This is a genomic window from Stenotrophomonas sp. GD04054 (genome assembly GCF_029836955.1).
Taxonomy (GTDB): Bacteria; Pseudomonadota; Gammaproteobacteria; order Xanthomonadales; family Xanthomonadaceae; genus Stenotrophomonas; species Stenotrophomonas maltophilia_A.
This window is the reverse complement of sequence record NZ_JAOECR010000030.1, coordinates 1-22,347: the sequence shown is the minus strand read 5'-3', so window position 1 is coordinate 22,347 and position 22,347 is coordinate 1. Positions and strand designations below refer to the sequence as shown.

The window sequence follows — 22,347 nt, the reverse complement described above, 5'->3', positions numbered from 1 at the left end:
TCACTCTATCGGTTGGTGCCATCGCCCGGGGGCGGCGACGGTTGTTGCTGCTGTTGTTGTTGCTGCAGCTGGCGGCGACGGGCCTGGATGCGTTCGCGGATGGCCTGCATCTGCGCTTCGCTGGGGCCGTTGTTGTTGGCAGGCGGTGTGGCGGCCGCCGCAGCCGAGGATGCTGGCGCACTGCCAGCAGGCGACGGCGATGCGGTTGCCGCAGCCGGCGGCGGTGCCGGCGGAGCGCCTGCCGGGGGCGGCACAACGATCGCACCGGCCGGTGGCGCACCGTTGGCGCCGCGCAGCACGGTCGGCGGTTCACCCCCCTGCCCGTTGAATACCGCCAGTTCCAGCACCTGGTTGCCACCGGGGCCGATCACGGTGGCCTGGCGCGGCTGCAGTGCGACCAGCTGCCAGCCGTCGACGGCTTCACCGTTGAGGCGCAGGCGCAGCGAGCGGTTCTGTTCGGTGGTGAAGGTGGCCATGCCGAAGTCGCCGGTCAGCAGCACGCCGGTCAGGCGCAGTGCGGCGCTGGCGGCGGGCTCGCTGCCGCCGAGCAGGTAGGGCTTCGGCCTGCGGTCCTCGGCGAACAGCGGTCGCTCGCCGATCGCGCTGTAGCTTTCGGCGCTGGCCATGCGTTCTGCGGCCAACGGCGGCAGCACCGGCAACGAAGGCACCGCATCGGCATCACCGTCCGCACCTGGCAGCTGGCTGCCCAGACCGAAGCCGGTGGCCAGCCAGACCGCTGCCGCCCAGCCGGCCAGTGCCAGCAGGAAGCCGGTGCGCAGGCTGATCTGCTCAAGCTTCATCGGCCACCTCCTGCCCTTCTTCCGGCGCAGCCGGTGCGGCGGCCGGTGAAGGTGTGGCCGAAGGCGGTTGCGGCGCCGCGCCCGGTTCGGCTGCAGGTGCCGGCGCAGCGCCATCGGCCGCAGCACCGGGCAGCAGGTAACCGGCCAGTTCGAACGACACGTCCAGGCCGAGCCCGGACTCGTTGGGCGACTGCTGGAAGCGCTGCGCGATCAGGTTGAGGTTGTCGACGAACAGGCGCGGGCTGCCGGTTTCCAGGCTGTGCAGCACCGTGGCCAGTTCGGCCACACCGCAACGCAGGCGCACCTGCATGGCCACGCGCACGAATTCGGCGTCACGGCGGTTGTCGGTCAGTGGCGTACGGTTGCTGATGGTGCAGCTGCGGTTGCCCGGGCTGGCCATCGCCACCGCATCCTGCAGCTTCGCGCCCAGCGCAGCGGCCGCAGCTTCGGCGGTGGCTTCGCGCAGGAAGCCCGGCCGCTGCTGCAGTGCCTCGCGGGTGGCGCGCAGGCGCTGTTCGATCTGCGGCTGCTGCTGCAGCTGCGCCTGCACGCGCTGCTCGCGCTCGCGCAGGGCGGCCACGTCGGCGTCGATTTCGCGCAGTGGCTGGGTGAACCAGGGGTGCACCAGCAGCAGGTAGGCCAGGCCCAGCACTGCCAGCAGCAGCGCCAGTGCCAGCCAGCGGTCACGGCGTGCGCTTGGCATCGGCATCGACCGCCTCCCGGGTCGGGGCCGCAGCCGGCAACGGCTGCAGTTCGGCGGTCATGGTGAAGCGGTCACGGCCACTGGCGGCGCCATCGGCCTGCAGTACGCCGGTCAGATTGACCTTGCGCCACTGCGGTGCGTCCTGCAGCAGCTGCACCAGCTGCGAGGCCTCGCGGCTCAGGCCGATCAGCTGCAGGTTGTTGTTCTCGATGGCCAGCTTTTCCAGGTAGGTGCCCTCCGGCAGGCGCCGGGTCAGTTCATTCCAGATTTCCACCGTTCCGGCGCGCTGGCTGCGCTGCTTTTCCAGGAACGCGGCACCATCGATCAGCGCCTGCAGCTGCGCGCGTTCGCTGGCGACACCACGCGCACTGCGCGCACTGCGCTCGACCTGCGCACGCAGTTCGTCGGCGGCGGCGCGGCGGTTGTCGAGCAGCTGCAGGGCCGCCAGCACCAGCATCACCAGCGCGGCCACGGCCAGCAGCACATTCCAGCGCCGCGTCGGGTCTGCCCGCAGCTGGCGCTGCCCCGGTGGCAGCAGATTCACCTGCAGGGGTTCACCCTCGGTGTCGATGGCATCGACACCGGCCAGTGCATCGGCCCATTCGCCCACGCTGGCCCGCCACGCCTCAAGCTGGCGCAGTGGCCAGGCGATCAGTTCGACCTGCAGCTGGCCCTCGGCGGCGCCCCCGAGTTCACGCACGTCATAGCTGACCTGGCTGGATTCGAACGGCGTCTGGCGGTCGATCTCGAAACCGACCACGGCGCGCAGCCGGTCGGCCGCAGCCGCAGGCAGGCGCAGATGACGACGCAGTACCTCGCTGGCCGGCAGCAGCCACACCCGCGGCAGGCTGCGCAGTCGCGGTTCCAGCACGCGGTCCAGTTCGGCCGGCGACAGCGGCCATGGCACGCTGGCAACTGCTTCGCGGCGTTCTCCGGCCTCTCGCCAGACCTGCAGCTGCTCACCCTGGCGCTGCAGCAGCAGGCGCGCCTGTGCCCAGCCCAGTGCCCACTGCCAACGTGCCGGCACCCAGGCCAGCAGCGATTGCCGCCACCAGCGCAGGAAACGGCCGGCGCCAGGGCCGATCCGGCCCTGCACCTGCCGCACACTGTCCTGCCATGCCGTCATCTTGCTGTCATTCCCTGCTCCCAGCGAAGCACTGTGTAGGACCGCCCGGGAACCCCGCCCGAGCCATTGCGTACCACTGCCTGCAACACCGACCGGCGTCCACTGCCGTCGGTTGCACGAGACTCGATACTATAGGTGCCGCTGCTGCTGGCAAGCGTTGTCGCACCGCCAGCGGTATCTGCGTCACGCTCCTGCTGTGCGCGCTGCGCCAGCACGGTATCCGCATCCAGGCCCAGTGCGGTCAGCACCGGCGCGCTGGCGAACTGGGGATCCGGGCGTGCCTGGCGGCTGTACAGGGTCAGGTGCGGCAGCATGGCCTTGTACAGCGGGCCGCGCACTCCCAGTACCCGCTGCAGTTCACCGAGCGTCTCGAAACGCTTGTTGCGTGGGCCATACGGCAACCCCGCCGCCGCATAGTCCGGGGCTTCGGCACCGCCGCCCGGCTGCAGCAGGCTGTCTTCATCACGCCAGTCGACAATGGCACCGGCCAGCTGCCGGGCTGCCCCTTCGTCTTCGCCGAGCGCCTTGAGGAACGCGGTCAGCAAGGTCACGTCGGCCAGGTTCAGGTTGATCTTGCCGTTCTCGTCCAGCACCTTGATCTCGATGCTGGCGTCATCGAACTGCCAGCGGTAGGTTCGGCCATCAGCGCGCCAGGGCGCCCGCAGCGGATCGGCGGAAAGGCGCAGCAGCGCGTACTCCAGGCCGGCGCGCGCCCGTTCCTGGCCGCGTGCGTCGTCATCCAGCACCCGCTGCTGCAGATGCTCGACCCGTGCGCTCAGCGCGAACGCACCGACCAGCGCGGTCATCAATGCGATCAACCACAGAACCAGTACCAGTGCCGCACCGTGTTGCCGGTTCATCGCGCGCCTCCGCTGCCACCGTTACGCGGCGCCACCACCAGCGTCGGCCAGGGCGCGCCCCTGGCCGGGACGATCTTGATCTCCACCAGCATCGGCAGGCGGCGGGTATCGTCCCAGCGCGGCATCCAGTCGCTCACCTGGCCGGTACTGGCATCGATGCCGCGATAGCGCAGTTGTACCGACTTCAGGTTTTCCACCAGCACTTCCGGCGGGCGCGGCGGGTTCTCGGCGATGCGCTCGCCTTCCTGCAGCAGCACCAGGTCCAGCAGCAGGCGCTGCTGGCCATCGCGGCCGTCCACCTGCAGCGCGTGCAGGTAGGGTCCGCCGCGGCCGAGGTAGCCCGGCAGATCGGCGGCGAACAACATGCGCTGCTCTTCGCCCTGGAAGAAGATCGGTTCGCGGGTGGGATCGGGTACTTCCAGCGGCGTGCGCAGCGCACCGGCCAGCTGCCGCCGCAACAGCGACTGCACCGCGCGCATGCGCTCACTCTCGGCCGCGATCTGCTCGCCACGCTGACTGACCGCCATTGCCGAGCGGACGCTGGCGAACGCCAGCGCCAGGCCACCGGCCAGCAGCACCGTGGCCAGCATCACTTCAACCAGCGTGAAACCCGCGGCGCGGCGCTTCATCGCGCGCTCTCCAGGTCCGGCGGCAGCAGGCGCAGGCTGCGCCAGCGCAGCTGCTCGCGTTCGCTGTCGCCCCAACGCACCTGCAGCTGCAGTTCGGCCAGCCAGGGGGCACCGGCCGACTGTGACTGCACGGCGTTGCCGGCACGTGGCTCCACCCACGGCTGCACCTGCAGCTCCCAGTGGTAGCGTCCCTGTTCCCAGTCGCCCTGCTGGCTACCCACCTGCAGTGGCGTGGCGACACCGGTTTCGGCCAGCAGCGACTGCGCATGCAGTATCGCGCGCGTGCGCAGCTCGGCCTCGCGCACCTGCCTGGCACCACCGGACAGACTGCCCAGCAGCAGGGTCAGCGCCAGCCCGAGCAGGGCAAAGGCGATGATCACTTCCAGCAGGGTGAAGCCGCGAACGTGCCGCTTCATTGTGCCCGCCAGGGGCCGGAGCGGACCTCACCGGTCAGCCAGCCCACGTCGATGCGCCATTCGGCATCGTCACGCTGCAGCCGGATGCGGCCACCGCTGGAGCCACCATCGGGATGGAACTCGATCACGCCCTGCCCTGGCGCGGTGGCCAGCTGCGCGGCACCTTCGAACTGCACCTGCAGCTGTGCCGGCACGTCACCATGGCGCTGGTTGGCACCTTCCCAGCGCCGCTTTGCCGGTTCGATGACAAAGCGCTGCGGCTCGCCGCGGGCGATCGCCTGCGCGCGTACCACCCGCAGCTGGTTGGCGATGTCCTTGCCGGCGCTGCGCAGCTGCATGCCGGCGAAGCCGCGCGACAGGCCGGCGGCGGTAATCAGGCCGATCGCTGCGATCAGCGCGATCACCAGCAGCATTTCCAGCAGCGACAGGCCCGCTGCGCGCCTGCCGTGCAGGCGCGGGCGAGGCAGCCGGCGCGGCAGGAAATACGTCATGCAGGATTACGGCTGGTAGCGGATGTCGGCATCGACGCTGCTGCCGCCGGCCTTGCCATCCTTGCCGAGGCTGATCAGCTCGTACGGCTGGCCTTCGCCCGGCGCACGGTACTCCAGCGCGTGGCCCCACGGGTCGTTCAGGTCAGCCGGCTTGGCATACGGCCCCAGCCAGCCACCGACACCCGCCGGTGCGGTCACCAGATCGTTGAGCGAGCCGGGCAGCTTGCCGGTATCGATCTGGTAGTTGTCGACCTTGGACGCAACGGTCTGCACCTGCGCCTTGGCGATGTTGGCCTTGCCGCGATCGGCGCCGCCCAGCACGCGGCTGGCGACCAGGGTCAGCACCGCACCGATCAGCACGATGACGATGATGATTTCCAGCAGGCTCATGCCCGACTGGTTGCGCGCGGCGGTGAAGGAAAGGCGGATCGGTCGACGGGAAGCAATCATGGTCGGTCCTTTCAGTTGCGGAGTGTCGGGGTTGCGTAGGGATCCATCGTCAACCGATGGCATTGGTCAGGTCGTACAGCGGCACCAGCACGGCAACGATCACCGCACCGACCACCGAGGCCAGCACCAGGGTGATCGCCGGCACCATCGCCGCCAGCAGGCGGTCGATGCGCCGGGCGCTGTCCTGTTCGAAGGTATCGGCGGCTTTCAGCAGCATGGTATCGAGTGCACCGGATTCCTCGCCGACCTGGATCATCTGCAGTGCCAGGCGCGGGAAACGCTTGCCGCGCGACAGCGCCAGCGACAGGCCGGTACCGTTCTTCACTTCATCCGCGGCGGCTTCCACATCGGCGGCCAGCGCGCGGTTGCCCAGCACGTTGCGGGCGATGCCCAAGGCACCCAGCAGCGGCACGCCATTGCGCAGCAGCGTGCCCAGCGTGCGGGTCAGCCGCGCGGTTTCCAGTTCACCGAGCAGGCGGCCAATGCCGCGACGCTGCAGCAGCCAGCCATCCAGCGCCAGCCGGAAGGCTGGTTGCCGCGCCTTGCGTTCGAAGAACAGCGCAAGTATCCCTGGCACCACCAGCAGCAACACCCACCAGTCGCGCACGAACAGGCCCAGCTGCAGCACCGCGTTGGTGAACCACGGCAGCGCCACATCCAGGCTTTCGTACATCTGCGCGAACTGCGGCACCACGTAGCCGAGCAGGAACAGCAGCGCGCCGCCCACCACCACCAGCAGGATGGCCGGGTACACCAGCGCGTTGATCACCTTGCCCTGCAGCGCGCGGCTGCGTTCGAGGTAGTCGGCCAGGCGCTGCAGGGTTTCGTGCAGGCTGCCGCCGGCTTCACCGGCCCGCACCATGTTCACGTACAGGCGCGAGAACAACCCATGCTGGCGCTCCAGTGCGGTCGACAGCGGCGCGCCACCGCGCACCACATCGCGGATGTCGGTGATCGCGCGGCGCGAGCGTTCGTCTTCGGGCAACCCGAGCAGGATCGACAGCGCGCGATCCAGCGGCTGGCCTGCACCGAGCAGTGTCGCCAGCTGCTGGGTGAACTGCAGCAATGCAGCGCCCTGCAGCGGCCGTTGGCGGAACAGGTTGCGCCAGGTACTGCCACCGATCGCACCGCCATCGGCCAGCTGGGTCTCCATCGGCAGATGGCCCTGGTCCTGCAGGCGCGCGACCAGCTCGGCCTCGCTTGCCGCTTCCATCTGCCCGTCGAAGATCTCGCCGTGCGGATTCAGTGCCTTGTAACGGTAGGTCGGCATGTCAGCCCCGGCGTCCTGCGCGCATCAGCTTTCCTCGGTGACGCGCAGGACTTCCTCGATGGTCGTCTGACCACTGAGGGCCTTGGACAGGCCATCTTCGTACATCGTGCGCATACCGGCTTCGCGGGCAATACGTTCGATCTCGCCCATGCCGTCGCGGCGCATCACCGCGCGCCGCAGCGCGTCGTTCATCACCAGGAATTCCATGATGGTGGTCCGGCCGAGGTAACCGGTCGGCGCCAGCGCGGAGGGCTTCGGGCGGTACAGGTGGATCGGTCCTTCCGGCTGCAGGCGGCGCAGCTCGAAGCGTTCGATCTCTTCCGGCGAGGCTTCATAGCGCTCGGCATGGGTCGGCTCCAGCCGACGCACCAGGCGCTGGGCCAGGATGCCGTTGATGGTGGAGGTGAGCAGATAGTCTTCCACGCCCATGTCGAGCAGGCGGGTGATGCCGCCGGCTGCGTTGTTGGTATGCAGGGTGGACAGCACCAGGTGGCCGGTCAGCGCCGACTGGATCGCGATGCGCGCGGTTTCCAGGTCGCGCATTTCGCCGATCATGATGATGTCCGGGTCCTGGCGCACGATGCTGCGCAGGGCGTTGGCGAAGTCCAGGCCGATCTGCGGCTTGGCCTGGATCTGGTTGATGCCTTCGATCTGGTATTCCACCGGGTCTTCGACCGTGATGATCTTGACGTCGGCAGTGTTCAGCTGGCTCAGCGCGGTGTACAGCGTGGTGGTCTTGCCTGAACCGGTCGGGCCGGTCACCAGCAGGATGCCGTGCGGCTGTTCCAGCACCTTGCGGAACTGCGGCAGGAAGGCGTCAGTGAAACCGAGACGATGGAAATCGAACACCACCGTTTCGCGGTCCAGCAATCGCATCACCACGCTTTCGCCGTGCGCGGTCGGCACCGTGCTCACGCGCAGGTCCAGCTCCTTGCCCTGCACGCGCAGCATGATGCGGCCGTCCTGCGGCAGGCGGCGCTCGGCGATGTTGAGCCGGGCCATGATCTTGATACGGCTGATCACCGCAGCAGTGAGGTTGGCCGGCGGGCTTTCGCCTTCCACCAGCACGCCATCGACGCGGTAACGCACCTTCAACCGGCTTTCGAACGGTTCGACATGGATGTCCGAAGCGCGCAGCTCCACTGCACGCTGGATCACCAGGTTGACCAGGCGGATCACCGGCGCTTCCGAGGCGAGGTCACGCAGATGCTCGATGTCATCGACCGCACCGCCCTCGCCATCGGCGGTTTCGACGATCGCGCCCATCGCGCTGCGGCCCTGGCCGAACCAGCGCTCGACCAGGTCATCAATTTCTGCGCGCATGCCCAGCACCGGTGTCACCGGTACCCCCAGTGCCAGCTGCACGGCCTGCTGCGGATAAGGATCATGGGCATCGGCCAGCCACAACCGGACCCCCTGTTCATCCAGCGCGAGCGGGCAGACATGGAACTGCTTGAGGAAGCGCAGCGACAACGGCAAGCCTTCCGCCAGCCCTTGTGGCGGTGCTTCCGGCAGCTGTTTGCCTTCCAGCAGCGGCAGCCCCAGCACTTCGGCGCTGGCCTGGGCCTGGTCACGCTCGGAGACCAGCCCCAGCCGCACCAGCAGGCCCAGCAGGCTGCCGCCGGCCTCTGCGTGCAGCGGCCGCGCACGTGCCAGATCGCCTTCCTTCAGCCGGCCGCGCGCCAGCAGCGCATCCAGGATGCGGCCTTCAGCGTCGTCGGCAGCGGCGGTAGCAGCAAGCGCGTTCACATGACTCTCCTGTCAATCGGCTCGACTTTAACAGTTAAGCCATGATTTCCGCCGCCCCTGCGCCACCTTTCGTAAAAAGACGAAGCCCGTCACATGGGATGACGGGCTTCGGCCATTCAACTACGACAGTTCAAGCTTACTGCGTGGCGAGAATGCTCACCCCGTTGTAGGCCGCTTCACCCACCACCTTGATGTAGTAGGTGGCCGCCACCGGCTTGGTCACCCGCACCGTCTCGGAGGTGCCCGGACGGGTCGACTTGGCGTCGTTGTCGCTGGCACTGGGCTCACGGCCTTCAGCCACGTAGACCGAAACGTTGCCGGTGCCACCGTAGGTGATCACGCTGAACTGCTTGCCGGCAGCCGCTTCGAAGCTGTAGAGCTTGCTGCTGCCGGCCGCACCGGACAGGCCACCGACGGCGGCCTTGTTGGTCAGCGGCGTGGCCACCGGCCCGCAGTTCTCGGTGCACGGTTCTTCCAGTGCCTTGGCCAGCGCGGCCTTGGCATCGAGGATGCCGGTACCGATCGGCGTGGCTGCCGGGATGGCGACCGGGAACGGACGTGCGGTTTCCTTCAGCAGGGTACGCATCGCGGCCGGGGTCAGCGGATCCTTGCCCTTGGCGATCAGTGCGCTCTGCACCAGTGCAGCAACGGCGGCCACATGCGGCGAGGCCATCGAGGTACCGCCCATGCCCATGTAGCCCGGCGTGCCCGATTCCGGCGTGGTCGCCGCATTGGAGCCGGTCTGCCAGATGTAGCCACCCGGGTTGCCGTCGACACTGCCGCCGCCACCCGGACCGGACAGGTCCACGCGGGTGCCGTAGTTGGAGTAGTAGGTGATGCCGCCGGTGATGCGCGTGGCACCCACGGTCACCACGCCTTCGCAGCTGGCCGGACGGTACTTGGATGCGTTGTCGGCTTCATTGCCCGCCGCGACCACTACGGTGGTGCCACGCGAGATCGCGCCATTGATGGCGTCCTGGTAGGTGCTGCCGCAGGTACCGCTGCCGCCCAGGCTCATGTTGATGATCTCGGCCGGATTGGTGTTGGCCGGAATACCGGTCACCGTGCCACCCGATGCCCAGACCACCGCGTCGGCGATGTCGGACAGGTAACCGCCGCACTTGCCCAGCACACGTACCGGCAGCACCTTGGCCTTGTAGGCGACACCGGCCATGCCGACGCCGTTGTTGGTCTGCTCGGCCACGGTGCCAGCGACGTGGGTGCCGTGCCAGGAACTGTCCTCGGCCAGCGAGCCGTCATAGCACTCGTTGTCGTTCTCGACCCAGTCACCGTAGTCCTGCGCACCCGGCACACGATCGTTGGTCGGGCGCCGCGAGGTCTCCGCATCGCTGATGAAGTCGTAACCTTCCAGCAGGTTGCCGACCAGGTCCGGATGCTGCGGCAGGATGCCGGTATCGATCACCGCCACCACGATGCCCTCACCCTGCGAGACATCCCATGCCGCCGGTGCGTTGATGCCGCCGACGGCGTTGTGCAGGTGCCACTGGTTCTGCTGGTAGAAGGGATCGTTCGGCACCAGCGCCGGCTGTACGTCGCCGGCACGCAGCTCGGTGCGGCGCAGCTTGACGTCGGCTTCGGCGTACTGCACCGACGGGTCGGCCTGCAGTTCCTTCAGCACACGCTGCAGTTCGGCCGGGGCCAGGCGGCCCTGCACGCGGATCAGGTCCGCACCGGTAGCGAGCTTGCGTACCACCTGCGGGCCGAGAGTACTGGCACGTGAGGTACCGCCGGAGAGGCTGGCCCGGGTCAGCGCCGACTGCACGGTGGACAGCTTCGCCGAGCGGTCGGTGGCGGCGGCAGCGCCGGCCCGGTACTTGACGATGATGCGCTCGGCGCCCGGCTGGGCGGTGCTGGCCTGGCGCACCGGTTCGCGGGTCGGCAGGCCGGCGGCGTGGACGGCACCGACGGCCGTCATCGACAGCACGGCGGCGGCAAGCACATTGATGCGAAGGTTCTGCTTCTTGATCACGTCGAATTCCTCTTCTGGGTCATGGATCGAACCAACACTGCGGCCATCATTCCTTGACGACTCCCGGCCGGCCCAGCCGGGATTGCCGTGACCTCCCCCCAGGCCCTCACTGCAGGTGCTGCGCCGGCGTGGGTGGCCGCCGGCGCGATGGAGTGGCTTACCAGCCGAAGCCGGCACCGACGCCAACCGAGCTGTCGTCGCTGCTGAAAGCACCGCCGAAGGTCACCGTGGCGCGATCGCTGATCGCACGCTGGTAGCCCAGCGACAACGCCGACTCGCCGCCCTGGAAACCAATGCCGACGCCGACCCGGTTCTGGGTGCGGATACCGGCGGCACTGGTGGCCATGTTGAGCATCGCCGCGCTCATCGCACCCTGGCGGTCGATGCGGCGATCCATGTGGCGCAGGCGTCCGTCGATCTCGCCCTTGAACACATCGAAGCTGTCGGCGACGGCCTGGACGCGGCTGTCGGTGTAGCTGTTGGCTGTGGCCATGCCACGGTCGAGCTGGCCCTTGTTGACCGCATCGGTGGCCGTGGTACCCGCCGCCACATTGGTGACCTGGCGCTCGTTGCCTTCACTGCCCACCGAGACCGTGTTGGCACGATCGGCAACCGAGCCCTGGCCCAGCGCCACGGCATTTGCCGCAGTGGCATTGGCGCCCTGGCCGATGGCCGTGGACGAAGCGCCACTGGCGACGGCGCCCTCGCCCATGGCGACGGCATTGAAGCCCGTCGCGGGAGTGCCAACCGGAATCCCGGCACCGGCGGCAGCAGCGGTCGGCGTGCCCTGCACACGCGCGGTGCTGGCCGGTGCCGCGTCGGCCGTTGCAGGTGCATCAGCGGTGCTTGCCAGCGGGCTCTCATCCAGCGAGGCACTCATCGCGCGCAGGTTGGCAGTCCCGGCACGCGAGCCACCGGCGGTTCTGCGGTCGATCTCGCTGACCTTGCGGTCCAGCGCGCCGAGCGCATCGCCGACGTTGCTGTAGGTGGCGCCCTGGATCACGTAGTTCGGGGCCACGAACACACCCTGCATGCCGACGCTGGCACCACCGCCGAGGAAGCTGGCGGCATCGCTGAGCGACTGGAACAGCTGGCCGCCGTTGATCGCCTGGCGACTGCCCGCGGCAATGCTGCCGGCACCGACGTTGTCGATGGTGGTGCCCTGGAAACCGGACAGGGTCAGGCGGTCACGGCTGGCGTCGTCGTAACCGACCGAGCTGGCCGCGGTGGTTTCCACGGTGGCGATGCGCGAATCGAAATCGCCCACGCGCGTTTCCACCGCGCCCACCCGCTGGTTGGTGACGTTGAGCTGGGAGCCGGTGATGGCATCGCTGCTGCCGGCGGCGATGCGGCCATCGGCCACATTGACGATGCGGCGCGTGGCTGGACCATCGGTGCCATTGCCGCCGCCGACCGACACCACGTTGGCATCGAGCGCACGCGAGCCCGCACCCAGCGCCACCGAGTTCGCACCGGACGCGCCGGCACTGTTGCCCAGTGCAAGTGCACCGTTGCCGATCGCCATCGCGTTGGCGCCCAGCGCATTGCTGCGCGCGCCGCTGGCACTGGCCGCCGAACCGATCGCGGCGGCATCACTGCCGCTGGCGCTGGCAATACCTGCGCCGGTGGCCTTGACGTAACGTGCCGTGCCATCGGCAGTCGCTGCGACCGCATCAAGCTGGCCACGATTGACCGCATCGGTGCGCTCGGTACCGGCAGCGACGCGGGTGATCTGACGATCACTGGTACTGCTGCCCACCGACACGGTGTTGGCACGGTCGGCCACCGAGCCTGCGCCCAGTGCGATGCTGCCGGCCGCCGACGCGTTGGCACTGACACCCACCGCGGTGGCATTGGCGCCGGTGGCCTTGCTGCCGTAACCCACTGCAGTGCCAAGGCGACCACTGGCTTCGGCATAGCTGCCCAGCGCCGAAGCGCCGTCGGCCGAAGCATTGGCGCGGAAACCACTGGCCTGCGACTGGGTGCCGCTGGCCGTGGCCTGCGCGCCGCTGGCAGTGCTGTAAGCGCCCTTGGCCTGGGCGCCGGCGCCGGTAGCACTGGCGCCGAGTTCGCTGGCGCTGGCGCCACTGCCCACGGCTACGCTGTCGACACCAGCAGCCTGCGCCGCGTTGCCGAGCGCCGCCGCATTGTTGCCGGTGGCCAGCGCATCGAAGCCCACGGCCGTGGCATTGCCGGCCATGGCATTGGCACCACTGCCCAGCGCGGTGGCGCCGTTGCCGATGGCGTTGGCCGCGTTGCCGGCGGCCAGTGCGTTGTCACCGTCCACCAGGGCACCGGCCTCGCCATCGGCATTGCCGCTGGCCTGGAACTGCCGGCTGGTCTTGTCGGCGACGCTGGCGACTGCATCCAACTGGCCCTTGTTCACCGCATCGGTGGCTTCGGTACCGGCTGCGACATGGGTGACCTGGCGCTCACCGCCCGCCTTGCCGACGGCCACCGTGTTGTCACGGTCGGCCTTGGAGCCGGCACCGAGCGCGACGCTGTTGCTGCCATTGGCGGTGGCGTTGGCACCCAGCGCGGTGGCACTGCTGCCTGCCGCCCACGAATTCCAGCCGATCGCCGTGGCGTAGTCTTCGGTGGCCCACGCGCCCGCACCGAATGCCGCGGCACCGGTGCCACTGGCACGCGAGGGGATCAGGCCGAAGAAGGTGCTGCCGCCGATCGCCACGCTCTCCTCGCCACTGGCCTCGCTGGACTGACCCACGGCAACGGCACCGGTACCGGCCGCAGCGGCACCGAAACCGACTGCGGTGGTGTTGGCACCACTGGCCGCCGAGCCGTAGCCCAACGCGGTGCCGAGGCGACCGCTGGCTTCGGCGTAGCCGCCGACAGCGGTAGTGCCATCGGCAGACGCGGCGCTGCGGAAGCCACTGGCCAGTGCCTGGGTGCCGCTGGCATTGGCTTCAGTGCCCGTGGCCGTGCTGTAGGCACCGCTGGCCTGCGCGCGCGCACCGACCGCGCTTGCGCCCAGTTCACTGGCGCTGGCGCCGGTGCCGAGCGCGAGGCTGTCTTCGCCGGTGGCCTGTGCCGTGCTGCCCAGGGCCGCCGCGTTGCTGCCGGTGGCCAGCGCATCGATGCCCACGGCCGTGGCGTTGGCGGCCAGCGCATTGGCACCACTGCCCAGCGCGGTGGCACCGTTGCCGATCGCGTTGGCCGCGTCACCGGCCGCCAGCGCGTTATCGCCCTCCACCAGCGCCCCGGTTTCACCATCGGCATTGCCGCTGGCCTGGAACTGCCGGCTGGTCTTTTCCGCTGCCGCGGCTACGGCATCGAGCTGATTCCTGTTGACCGCATCATTGCCCTGCGTGCCATCGGCCACGTTGGTGATCTGGCGGGTGTTGCCACCGCCGCCCACCGACACGGTGTTGTCGCGATCCGCGATCGAATCGGCACCCAGCGCCACGCTGTTGGCGCCGCGCGATTCAGCGGCGTTACCCAGCGCGGTACTGTTGATGCCCCCCGACCAGGCGCCACCACCCACCGCAGTGGAATAGTTACCCGACGCTTCGGTAGCCACCACGCCGAACAACGAGCCACCGACGGCGACGCTGTTGGTGCCGGTGGCCAGGCTGCCCTGGCCGGTGGCGGTGCTGTAGGCACCGGAGGCTTCCGAGTCGCCACCCACGGCCACGCTGTTGGAACCGGAGGCATTGGCAAAGTTGCCGAACGCGGTGGCATTGAAGGCCGAGGCCTGTGCATAGCCACCGATGGCGGTGCTGTAACCGCCGCTGGCTTCGGCACCGATACCGAAGGCCGCCGACGCCGTACCACTGGCTACGCTCTCGCTACCGACAGCGGTGGCCGCGTCACCACTGGCATTGCTGAAGTAGCCCACGGCCACGGCCTCTTCGCCGGACGCTTCGGACAGCACGCCATTGGCAGTGCTACCGGCGCCGCTGGCGATGCTGGCCGCACCGAACGCCGCGCTCTGCTCGCCGCTGGCTTCGCTTTCCGCGCCATGCGCGGTGGCGTACTCGCCCGTGGCCTGTGCGTTGGCACCAACAGCGCTGGCGTTGGCTGCGGTCGCCAACGCATTGAAGCCCAGCGCCTGTGCGTTGCTGGCCAGCGCGTTGGCGCCGCTACCCAGTGCGGTGGCGCCATTGCCGATGGCGTTGGCGGCATCACCGGCCGCCAGTGCGTTGTCACCTTCCACCAATGCACCGGCTACGTCGTCGCCGTTGCCGCTGGCCTGGAAGAAGCGGCTGGTGGTGGTGGCCGTGGTCGCCACCGCATCCAGCTGCGCCTTGTTCACCGCATCGGTGGCCTGGGTGCCGGCGGCGACGTTGGTGACCTGGCGTTCGTTGCCGGCGCTGCCCACCGACACCGTGCGCGCGCGGTTGGCGACCGAACCGGCACCCAGCGCGACCGTGTTGCTGGCGCTGGCATTGCTGCCGGCACCGAGCGCGATCGCACTCTCACCACCGGCCACCGTGTTGGTGCCGATGGCGATGCTGTTGATGCTGTTGCCCAGCGCCTGGAAACCCAACGCCACGCTGTTGTCGCCATAACCGAAGGCACCACGGCCGACCGCTGTGGAGCTGGCGCCGTTGGCCCAGCTGTTGTAACCGATGGACGTTGCGCCGCTGCCACTGGCCCAGGCCGCGTTGCCGAACGCCGAGGCATTGGTGGCAGTGGCCCATGCACCCGAACCGAATGCTGCTGCGCCACTGGCAGTGGCCCAGCTGTATCCGCCTACTGCGGTGCTGTCATCGCTGCTGGCGAATGCGCTGTCGCCGACCGCAACCGCATAGCTGCCGGTGGCGCGCGACTTGCCGCCTGCGGCGAAGCTGTTGTCACCACTGGCCTTGGCCGCGTTGCCGAAGGCGCTGCTGGCAGCCCCGGTGGCCTGCGCGCCGCTGCCGACTGCGGTGGCATCGGCAACAGCGGTGGTGCCCACCTGCTGCGCCGTGCCATCGGCACCGATGATCGGCTGGTTGAACTCGTCGTAGGCCTGGCCGAGGCCACCGATGGCGACACCGCCATTACCGGTGGCCGCGCTGTTGCGGCCCACGGCCACGCTGTCATCGCCGATGGCCGACGCGGCAGCACCCTGCGCGATGGCACCTGCGCCGATCGCATTGCTCGACGAACCTACAGCGATGGAGCCTTCGCCATCAGCCAGTGCGCCAGCATCACTGCCCGCCTCCGGCTGTGCCTGGAAGAAACGCGCGGTGGTGTCGGCAGTGCCGGCCACGGCGTCGAGCTGGGCCTTGTTCACCGCATCGGTGGCTTCGCTGCCCGCAGCGACGCTGGTGATCTGCCGCTCGTTGCCGGCGCTGCCGACGGCCACGCTGTTGGCGCGCACCGCTTCGGAGTTGGCCCCGAGCGCGACACTGTTGGCGCCGCGCGCAGTGGCGTAGTAGCCCACGGCCGTGCTCTGCGCACCGCTCGCCCAAGTCTGCGCGCCGAGGGCACTGGCGTTCTCGCCCGGTGCATAGGCGAAGTAGCCGACCGCGGTCGCTTCGGCGCCGGAGGCTTCGCTGAGGCTGCCGTTGGCCACGGCACGGTCGCCACTGGCGATGGCACCGGCACCGACGGCGGTGGCGGCTTCGCCACTGGCCTGGGTCTGCACGAAGAAGCCCAGGCCGGGGATCAGGTCAGCCGGACCACCGATGGCGACGCTGCTGGTGCCCGTCGCGTTGCTCTGCGTACCCAGCGCGGTGGAGTAGTCACCGATGGCATTGGCCACGGCGCCGAAGGCCGACGCCTGCGCACCGGCCGCATAGGCGCCGACGCCGTAGGACGACGCCGCAAAACCACTGGCTTCGGCACTGGCGCCGACCGCAGTGCCGCCGACGCCTGCGCTGGTTGCGCCGGTTTCCACCGGCACGCCGCCGCTGGTGATCAGCGGGTTGCCGTCGGCATCCACCGCCGCGCCACCCACGGCAACGCTGCCCGGACCGTTGGCCTGCGCGTTGTTGCCGAACGCGGCACTGTTCTGGCCCGAGGCCAGCGCGTTGTTGCCAACGGCAGTGGCGTTCTGCGCGATGGCGGTGGCGCCGGCACCGACTGCCGTGGTGCCGTTGCCGATGGCATTGGCGGCCTCGCCGGCCGCCAGCGCCTCGTCGCCCTCGGCCAGTGCACCGGCATCGCTGTTGCTGCTGCCGTTAGCCTGGAAGCGCTTGGCGGTGGCATCGGCCACTGCGGCAACATCCTTCAACTGGCCAACGTTGACCGCATCGGTATCTTCGGTGCCTGCGGCCACGCTGGTGATCTGCCGGGTCAGGCCGTATTCGGCGGCACCAACGGACACGGTATCGACGCGGTCGGCCAGCGAGCCCGCGCCGAGCGCCACGCTGCCGGTGGCCACCGCCGCGGAATTCGAACCCAGCGCGGTGCTGTATTCACCGACGGCGGTGCTGAACGCACCCACCGCGATCGATGCTTCGTTGGCTGCGGTAGCGCCGCGGCCCAGCGCGGTGCTGCCCGGGCCCATCGCCACGGCACCGCCGCCAACAGCGGTGGCGCCATCGGCAGTCGCTTCGGACAGCGCACCCAGTGCGGTGGCTGCGCCGTTCTCGCTGGCGGCGGTCGCGCTTGCGCCAACCGCGGTGTCGCCGAGACCGAAGGCCGCAGCGCTCTGCCCGACCACCACGCTGGCATCGCCGATTGCCAAGGCGCCCTGGCCGAACGCGCTTGCGCCCAGGCCCGCGGCAATGGCCTGGGTACCGATGGCAGTGGTGGCATTGGCCAGCGACTGTGCGCCGGCACCGGCCGCGACTGCGCCCTGCCCGTCGATCTTCGCCGCGTCGCTGTCATCGCCTGCGCCATCGGCCTTGAAATAACGGTTGCCATCTGCGGCAACGTCGGCCAGCGCAGCCTGAGTGGCGCGCGCCTGCGCGTCCAGCTGCGCCTTGTTCACCGCATCGGTGGCCTGGCTGCCTGCGGCAACATTGGTGATCTGCCGTCCCTTGCCGGTATCACCCACGGACACCGTGTTGGCACGCGTGGCCTTGGAGCCGGCGCCCAGCGCTACGCTGTTGGCCGCACTGGCGCTGCTGTTGCTGCCGATCGCCACCGCGTTGCTGCCCTTGGCCGTGGCCGAGCCTTCGATCAGGCACTTTTCGAGCAGCTTGCCGCTGAATGCCACGCAGGTGGCGCTGCCGCCGATCTGCACCGACTGTGCTGCGGCGATACCGCTCATGCCCAATCCCAATACCAGGCCCAGTGCCATCGCCAACCTTGCGGGCGCAGCCTGCGTTGCATCGCGGCGCTGGTCGACGACCCCGCCGCCGCTGTCGGAGGAGGCCAGTTCCGAGGCCACCACCAACTGACCCAATGCTTTGTTCCAGACCTTGCGATAAATCCGATTCATCGGTACGGCTCCTGATTGGACTGGTTTTGGGCAAAGCAACGCCACCGCTGGGCTTTCCGGCCCAACGTCCCCTGGGGGCGTTTATTCGCGTGATTTACTGCGGGGTATTGCCGAACGGCGCGCAGCGACAGAAAACCGAGCGCGTGCGCCAAGCGGTTACTGCGAAATGAATGATTCTGAAACGGGGTTCAAGTGTTAACGGCAACTTTGCAGATCGTCAAGACTTTGACACAGCAAATCCTATTGCCGTGAAGCACATCACTATTTCACGTGTTTATGAAATGATTTTGTTATGCATGCGTGACGATTCCTCGACGCATGAAAATGCATGTAACTAGCGGTCGCGACTGGAGTTTCAAGCGCGCAAAGAAAAACCCGCCGATCAACGGCGGGTTTTTCCATACGCGATGGCATTGAGGCCTGCGCGATGCAGTGCGATCAGCCGCACCACACCCGCGCGTTGCGGAACATGCGCATCCACGGCGAATCGCCCTGCCACTCGGCCGGAGCCCAGCTCAGGTTGAGCGCGCGCGGGGTGCGTTCCGGGTGCGGCATCATGATGGTGACGCGGCCGTCACTGCTGGTCAGGCCGGTGATGCCGTCCGGCGAACCGTTCGGATTCAGCGGGTACTGGCTGGCGACGTTGCCATTGCCATCGATGTAGCGCAGCGAGACGCGTGCGGCGGCCTGGTCGACGGCGTTGTCGAACACCGCCTGGCCTTCACCATGCGCCACCGCCACCTGCAGGCGCGAGCCGGCCATGCCACGCAGCAGGATCGACGGCGATTCCACCACCTCCAGCAGCGCGGTACGGGCTTCGAACTGCTCGCTGGCGTTGCGGCGGAACTGCGGCCAGTGCTCGGCCCCCGGAATGATGCCCTTCAGCTGGCTCATCATCTGGCAGCCGTTGCACACGCCCAGCGCGAAGCTGTCCTCGCGGGCGAAGAACGCAGCGAAGGCATCACGCAGCGCGCTGCGCTCCAGGATCGAGGTGGCCCAGCCACGGCCGGCACCGAGCACGTCGCCGTAGCTGAAGCCACCACAGGCGACCAGGCCGGTGAAGTCCTGCAGGGCCACGCGGCCTTCGATCAGGTCGCTCATATGCACGTCGAAGGCGCGGAAGCCGGCACGTTCGAAGGCGTTGGCCATTTCAATCTGGCCGTTCACGCCCTGCTCGCGCAGCACGGCCACGCGCGGGCGCGCACCGGTGCTGATGAACGGCGCCGCCACGTCTTCGTTGAGGTCGAAGCTGAGCTTGGGCTTCAGGCCCGGCGCCGTGAAGGAACGCGCAATCTCGCGCTCAGCGTCGGCGTTGGCCGGGTTGTCGCGGCGCTTCTGCATCGCGTGGGTGACCGACCACCAGGCGTCGAACAGCGCGTCCCAGCGCCACTCGGCCAGGTTCTCGCCGCCCAGCGACACGCGCACCACCGGTGCGGTGGTCGGCTTGGCGATGCGCTGTGCGCATTCGGTCAGTGCGTGGCGTTCGACCAGGTCGGCGAACGCAGCACGGTCTTCGCGCGCGATCTGCACCACCACACCCAGTTCTTCATTGAACAGGCTGCGGAACGGATCATCGCCCCAGGCATCGAGAGTGATGTCCAGGCCCAGGCGCGAGGTGAAGGCCATTTCGCACAGCGCAGCGAAGGCGCCGCCGTCGCTGCGGTCGTGATAGGCCAGCAGCAGGCCGGACTGGCGCGCATCGCGGATCAGTTCAAAGAAGCCACGCAGGCGCTGCGGGTCGTCCAGGTCCGGCGCGGCACCGGCGAAGGCCGGCAGATCGCCGTGGTCGGCATGCACCTGGGCCAGGATCGAACCGCCCAGGCGCTGCTTGCCGGCGCCCAGGCCGATCAGCCACAGCTCGCTGTCCACGTCGCGGTCGAGCAGCGGCGTCAGCTGCTGGCGCACGTCAGCCACCGGCGCAAACGCCGAGATCACCAGTGACACCGGCGACACACTCTTGTGCGCTTCGCCCTGGTCGTGCCACTGCGCCTGCATCGACAGCGAGTCCTTGCCCACCGGGATGCTGATGTCCAGCTGCGGGCACAGTTCCATGCCCACCGCCTTCACCGCGTCGTACAGCAGCGCGTCTTCACCCGGGTGGCCGGCTGCGGCCATCCAGTTCGCCGACAGCTTGATCTCATCCAGCGCATCGACCGGGGCCGCGCACAGGTTGGTCAACGCTTCGCCCACCGCCATACGTGCCGAAGCAGCGGCGTCGAGCAGGGCCAGCGGGGTGCGCTCGCCGATCGACATCGCTTCGCCGGACACGCCGTCGAAGTCGGCCAGGGTGATCGCCACGTCGGCCACCGGCAGCTGCCACGGGCCGACCATCTGTTCGCGCGCGGTCAGGCCACCGACGCTGCGGTCACCGATGGTGACCAGGAAGTTCTTTGACGCCACCGTCGGGTGCGCGAGCACGCGCAGGCCGGCTTCCTGCAGGTCCAGGCCGCCGGTCTTCAGCGCCGGCCAGCGCGGGGCCGGCGGGTGCGCGGTGTCGCGGTGCATCTTCGGCGGCTTGCCGAACAGCACATCCATCGGCAGGTCGATCGGCGCATCGGCCGGGGTATGGCCCGGCACGGCACCGTAGGCCACCACCAGGTGCTCCTCGGCAGTCGCCACGCCAACCGCGGCGAACGGGCAGCGCTCGCGGGCGCACAGCGCAGCGAACTCGGCCAGGCGCTCCTGGGCCACGCCGAGCACATAGCGCTCCTGCGACTCGTTGCACCACAGCTGCATCGGCGACAGCGACGGATCATCGGTGGGCACCTTGCCCAGATCGATGACACCGCCGACCTTGGAGTCGTGCAGCAGTTCGGGGATGGCATTGGACAGGCCACCGGCACCGACGTCGTGGAAGAATTTGATCGGGTTGTTGGCGCCCATCGCCACGCAGCGGTCGATGACCTCCTGGCAGCGGCGTTCCATTTCCGGGTTGTCGCGCTGCACGCTGGCGAAGTCCAGGTCCTCGGCGCTCTCGCCCGAGGCCACCGAGCTGGCCGCACCGCCGCCCAGGCCGATCAGCATTGCCGGGCCACCCAGCACGATCACCGCGTCACCGGCCTGCAGCTGGATCTTGTCGACCTGCACGCGATCGATCGCGCCGAGGCCACCGGCCAGCATGATCGGCTTGTCGTACGCGCGCACCAGATCGGCGCCTTCCGGCAGTTCGAAGCTGCGGAAGTAGCCGAGCAGGTTCGGGCGGCCGAACTCGTTGTTGAACGCGGCGCCGCCAAGCGGGCCGTCGGTCATGATTTCCAGCGCCGGTGCCATGCGCGGGTTCAGCGCGCGCGGCGCTTCCCACGGCTGCGGCAGCTCGGGAATGCGAAGGTGCGAGACCGAGAACCCGGACAGGCCCGCCTTCGGCTTGCCGCCGCGGCCGGTCGCGCCTTCGTCGCGGATCTCGCCACCGTTGCCGGTCGAGGCACCCGGGAACGGCGCGATCGCGGTCGGATGGTTATGCGTTTCCACCTTGATCTGGAACGCGCTGGGCACCTGCGGCTCGCGGCGGTATTCGCCGCTGGCCGGATCCGGGCGGTAACGCGACGCCGGATGGCCTTCGATCACTGCGGCATTGTCGCTGTACGCGCTGAGCGTGTGCTGCGGGGTCTGCTGGTGGGTGTTCTTGATCATCCGGAACAGCGAGCGGTCCTGCTCCTGCCCGTCGATGGTCCAGCTGGCGTTGAAGATCTTGTGCCGGCAGTGCTCGGAATTGGCCTGCGCGAACATCATCAGTTCAACATCGGAGGGCGAGCGGCCCAGCGCGGTGAAGCGTTCGCGCAGGTAGTCGATCTCGTCCTGGGCCATGGCCAGGCCGAGGCGCTGGTTGGCGGCCTCCAGCTGGTCCACCGGCACGCGTTCCAGTTCGCCACGGGCCGGCGCCGAGAACAACGCCTGGCCCTGTTCCACGGTCTCCAGCACCGACTGCGTCATCGGGTCATGCAGTGCCTTGACCAGCGCCTGCTGGGCCTCGGCGTCGGCCGGCCAGCCCTGCACATCGATGCGCAGGCCACGCTCGACCCGGCTGACCGGCTGCCCGGCACCACGGACCAGTTCGGTGGCCTTGCTCGACCACGGCGACAGCGTGCCCAGGCGGGGCACCACGATGCGGCTGACCGCGCCGTCGGCCACGGCCTCGGCCTGCGGCGCGGCTTCGAGGATGCGGCACAGGGTGGTCAGGTCGGGGGCGGCGCTGCCTTCGGGCTGCACGAAGTAGACGTGCCAGGCACCGCTGATGCGCAGGGAGGGCGCGATGGACTGCAGGCGGGATTCAAGACGTTCGCGGCGGAACGGCGACAGGGCGGGCGCGCCCTCGAGGACCATCATGTCCGGGGAACCGTAGTTGGGAAACGGGCCCGACATTGTACCGGAAGCGGGGGAAGGGCTTTGGCCGGGCGGCGCCCGGCACCCGCAGAGGCGCCCAAGCCAAGGCCACAGCCAGAGCAGAGGCAAAAGCCACAGCAACAACGGGCATTCCGTGGGATGGCGGGGTGGGTCCGGTTGCGGGGGACGCCGTGAATCCGTCCATGG

The 22,347-nt window shown here is 68.9% G+C and carries 13 protein-coding genes; all 13 read right to left on the bottom strand.

Annotation, left to right across the window (positions count from 1 at the left end; all coding sequences use genetic code 11):
- Nucleotides 1–5: 5 nt before the first annotated feature.
- Nucleotides 6–800: a general secretion pathway protein GspN gene (locus tag N7573_RS14300; RefSeq protein WP_100437858.1), complete on the bottom strand. Its 795-nt coding sequence runs from the start codon at nt 798–800 to the stop codon at nt 6–8.
- Nucleotides 790–1,509, bottom strand: a complete 720-nt coding sequence (gspM, locus tag N7573_RS14295) for a type II secretion system protein GspM (protein WP_049424965.1) — start codon at nt 1,507–1,509, stop codon at nt 790–792. Before gspM ends, N7573_RS14300 begins: the two co-directional genes overlap by 11 nt.
- A complete protein-coding gene (locus N7573_RS14290; RefSeq protein ID WP_279912727.1) occupies nt 1,484–2,629 on the bottom strand; it encodes a PilN domain-containing protein in 1,146 nt (381 codons plus the stop codon). The genes gspM and N7573_RS14290 overlap by 26 nt, the downstream gene beginning before the upstream one ends.
- Nucleotides 2,626–3,489, bottom strand: a complete 864-nt coding sequence (locus tag N7573_RS14285) for a general secretion pathway protein GspK (protein WP_279912728.1) — start codon at nt 3,487–3,489, stop codon at nt 2,626–2,628. Before N7573_RS14285 ends, N7573_RS14290 begins: the two co-directional genes overlap by 4 nt.
- Nucleotides 3,486–4,118, bottom strand: coding sequence for a type II secretion system protein J (locus tag N7573_RS14280; RefSeq protein WP_032130130.1), 633 nt, complete (start codon nt 4,116–4,118; stop codon nt 3,486–3,488). The genes N7573_RS14285 and N7573_RS14280 overlap by 4 nt, the downstream gene beginning before the upstream one ends.
- Nucleotides 4,115–4,534 (bottom strand): prepilin-type N-terminal cleavage/methylation domain-containing protein, encoded by a 420-nt coding sequence (locus tag N7573_RS14275; RefSeq protein ID WP_032130131.1) that lies wholly within the window; start codon nt 4,532–4,534, stop codon nt 4,115–4,117. Before N7573_RS14275 ends, N7573_RS14280 begins: the two co-directional genes overlap by 4 nt.
- Nucleotides 4,531–5,025, bottom strand: a complete 495-nt coding sequence (locus tag N7573_RS14270) for a GspH/FimT family pseudopilin (RefSeq protein ID WP_032130132.1) — start codon at nt 5,023–5,025, stop codon at nt 4,531–4,533. Before N7573_RS14270 ends, N7573_RS14275 begins: the two co-directional genes overlap by 4 nt.
- 6 nt (nt 5,026–5,031) lie before the next feature.
- The gene (gene gspG / locus N7573_RS14265; RefSeq protein WP_004142831.1) at nt 5,032–5,475 is read right to left on the bottom strand and encodes a type II secretion system major pseudopilin GspG; all 444 of its coding nucleotides are present in this window, start codon (nt 5,473–5,475) and stop codon (nt 5,032–5,034) included.
- A gap of 49 nt (nt 5,476–5,524) precedes the next feature.
- The gene (locus N7573_RS14260; RefSeq protein ID WP_279912730.1) at nt 5,525–6,745 is read right to left on the bottom strand and encodes a type II secretion system F family protein; all 1,221 of its coding nucleotides are present in this window, start codon (nt 6,743–6,745) and stop codon (nt 5,525–5,527) included.
- A gap of 24 nt (nt 6,746–6,769) precedes the next feature.
- A complete protein-coding gene (gene gspE / locus N7573_RS14255; RefSeq protein ID WP_049424954.1) occupies nt 6,770–8,494 on the bottom strand; it encodes a type II secretion system ATPase GspE in 1,725 nt (574 codons plus the stop codon).
- Nucleotides 8,495–8,630: 136 nt separating this feature from the next.
- Nucleotides 8,631–10,484, bottom strand: coding sequence for a S8 family peptidase (locus tag N7573_RS14250; RefSeq protein ID WP_125894942.1), 1,854 nt, complete (start codon nt 10,482–10,484; stop codon nt 8,631–8,633).
- 157 nt (nt 10,485–10,641) lie between these two features.
- A complete protein-coding gene (locus N7573_RS14245) occupies nt 10,642–17,820 on the bottom strand; it encodes an ESPR-type extended signal peptide-containing protein (RefSeq protein WP_279912731.1) in 7,179 nt (2,392 codons plus the stop codon).
- Nucleotides 17,821–18,258: 438 nt separating this feature from the next.
- The gene (gene purL / locus N7573_RS14240) at nt 18,259–22,143 is read right to left on the bottom strand and encodes a phosphoribosylformylglycinamidine synthase (protein WP_279912732.1); all 3,885 of its coding nucleotides are present in this window, start codon (nt 22,141–22,143) and stop codon (nt 18,259–18,261) included.
- Between the last annotated feature and the right edge of the window lie 204 nt (nt 22,144–22,347).

Bases quoted from the DNA above. Each gene is read 5' to 3' on its own strand.
- N7573_RS14300 (WP_100437858.1), bottom strand. From the start codon at position 800: ATGAAGCTTGAGCAGATCAGCCTGCGCACCGGCTTCCTGCTGGCACTG.
- gspM (WP_049424965.1), bottom strand. From the start codon at position 1,509: ATGCCGATGCCAAGCGCACGCCGTGACCGCTGGCTGGCACTGGCGCTG.
- N7573_RS14290 (WP_279912727.1), bottom strand. From the start codon at position 2,629: ATGACGGCATGGCAGGACAGTGTGCGGCAGGTGCAGGGCCGGATCGGC.
- N7573_RS14285 (WP_279912728.1), bottom strand. From the start codon at position 3,489: ATGAACCGGCAACACGGTGCGGCACTGGTACTGGTTCTGTGGTTGATC.
- N7573_RS14280 (WP_032130130.1), bottom strand. From the start codon at position 4,118: ATGAAGCGCCGCGCCGCGGGTTTCACGCTGGTTGAAGTGATGCTGGCC.
- N7573_RS14275 (WP_032130131.1), bottom strand. From the start codon at position 4,534: ATGAAGCGGCACGTTCGCGGCTTCACCCTGCTGGAAGTGATCATCGCC.
- N7573_RS14270 (WP_032130132.1), bottom strand. From the start codon at position 5,025: ATGACGTATTTCCTGCCGCGCCGGCTGCCTCGCCCGCGCCTGCACGGC.
- gspG (WP_004142831.1), bottom strand. From the start codon at position 5,475: ATGATTGCTTCCCGTCGACCGATCCGCCTTTCCTTCACCGCCGCGCGC.
- N7573_RS14260 (WP_279912730.1), bottom strand. From the start codon at position 6,745: ATGCCGACCTACCGTTACAAGGCACTGAATCCGCACGGCGAGATCTTC.
- N7573_RS14245 (WP_279912731.1), bottom strand. From the start codon at position 17,820: ATGAATCGGATTTATCGCAAGGTCTGGAACAAAGCATTGGGTCAGTTG.
- purL (WP_279912732.1), bottom strand. From the start codon at position 22,143: ATGATGGTCCTCGAGGGCGCGCCCGCCCTGTCGCCGTTCCGCCGCGAA.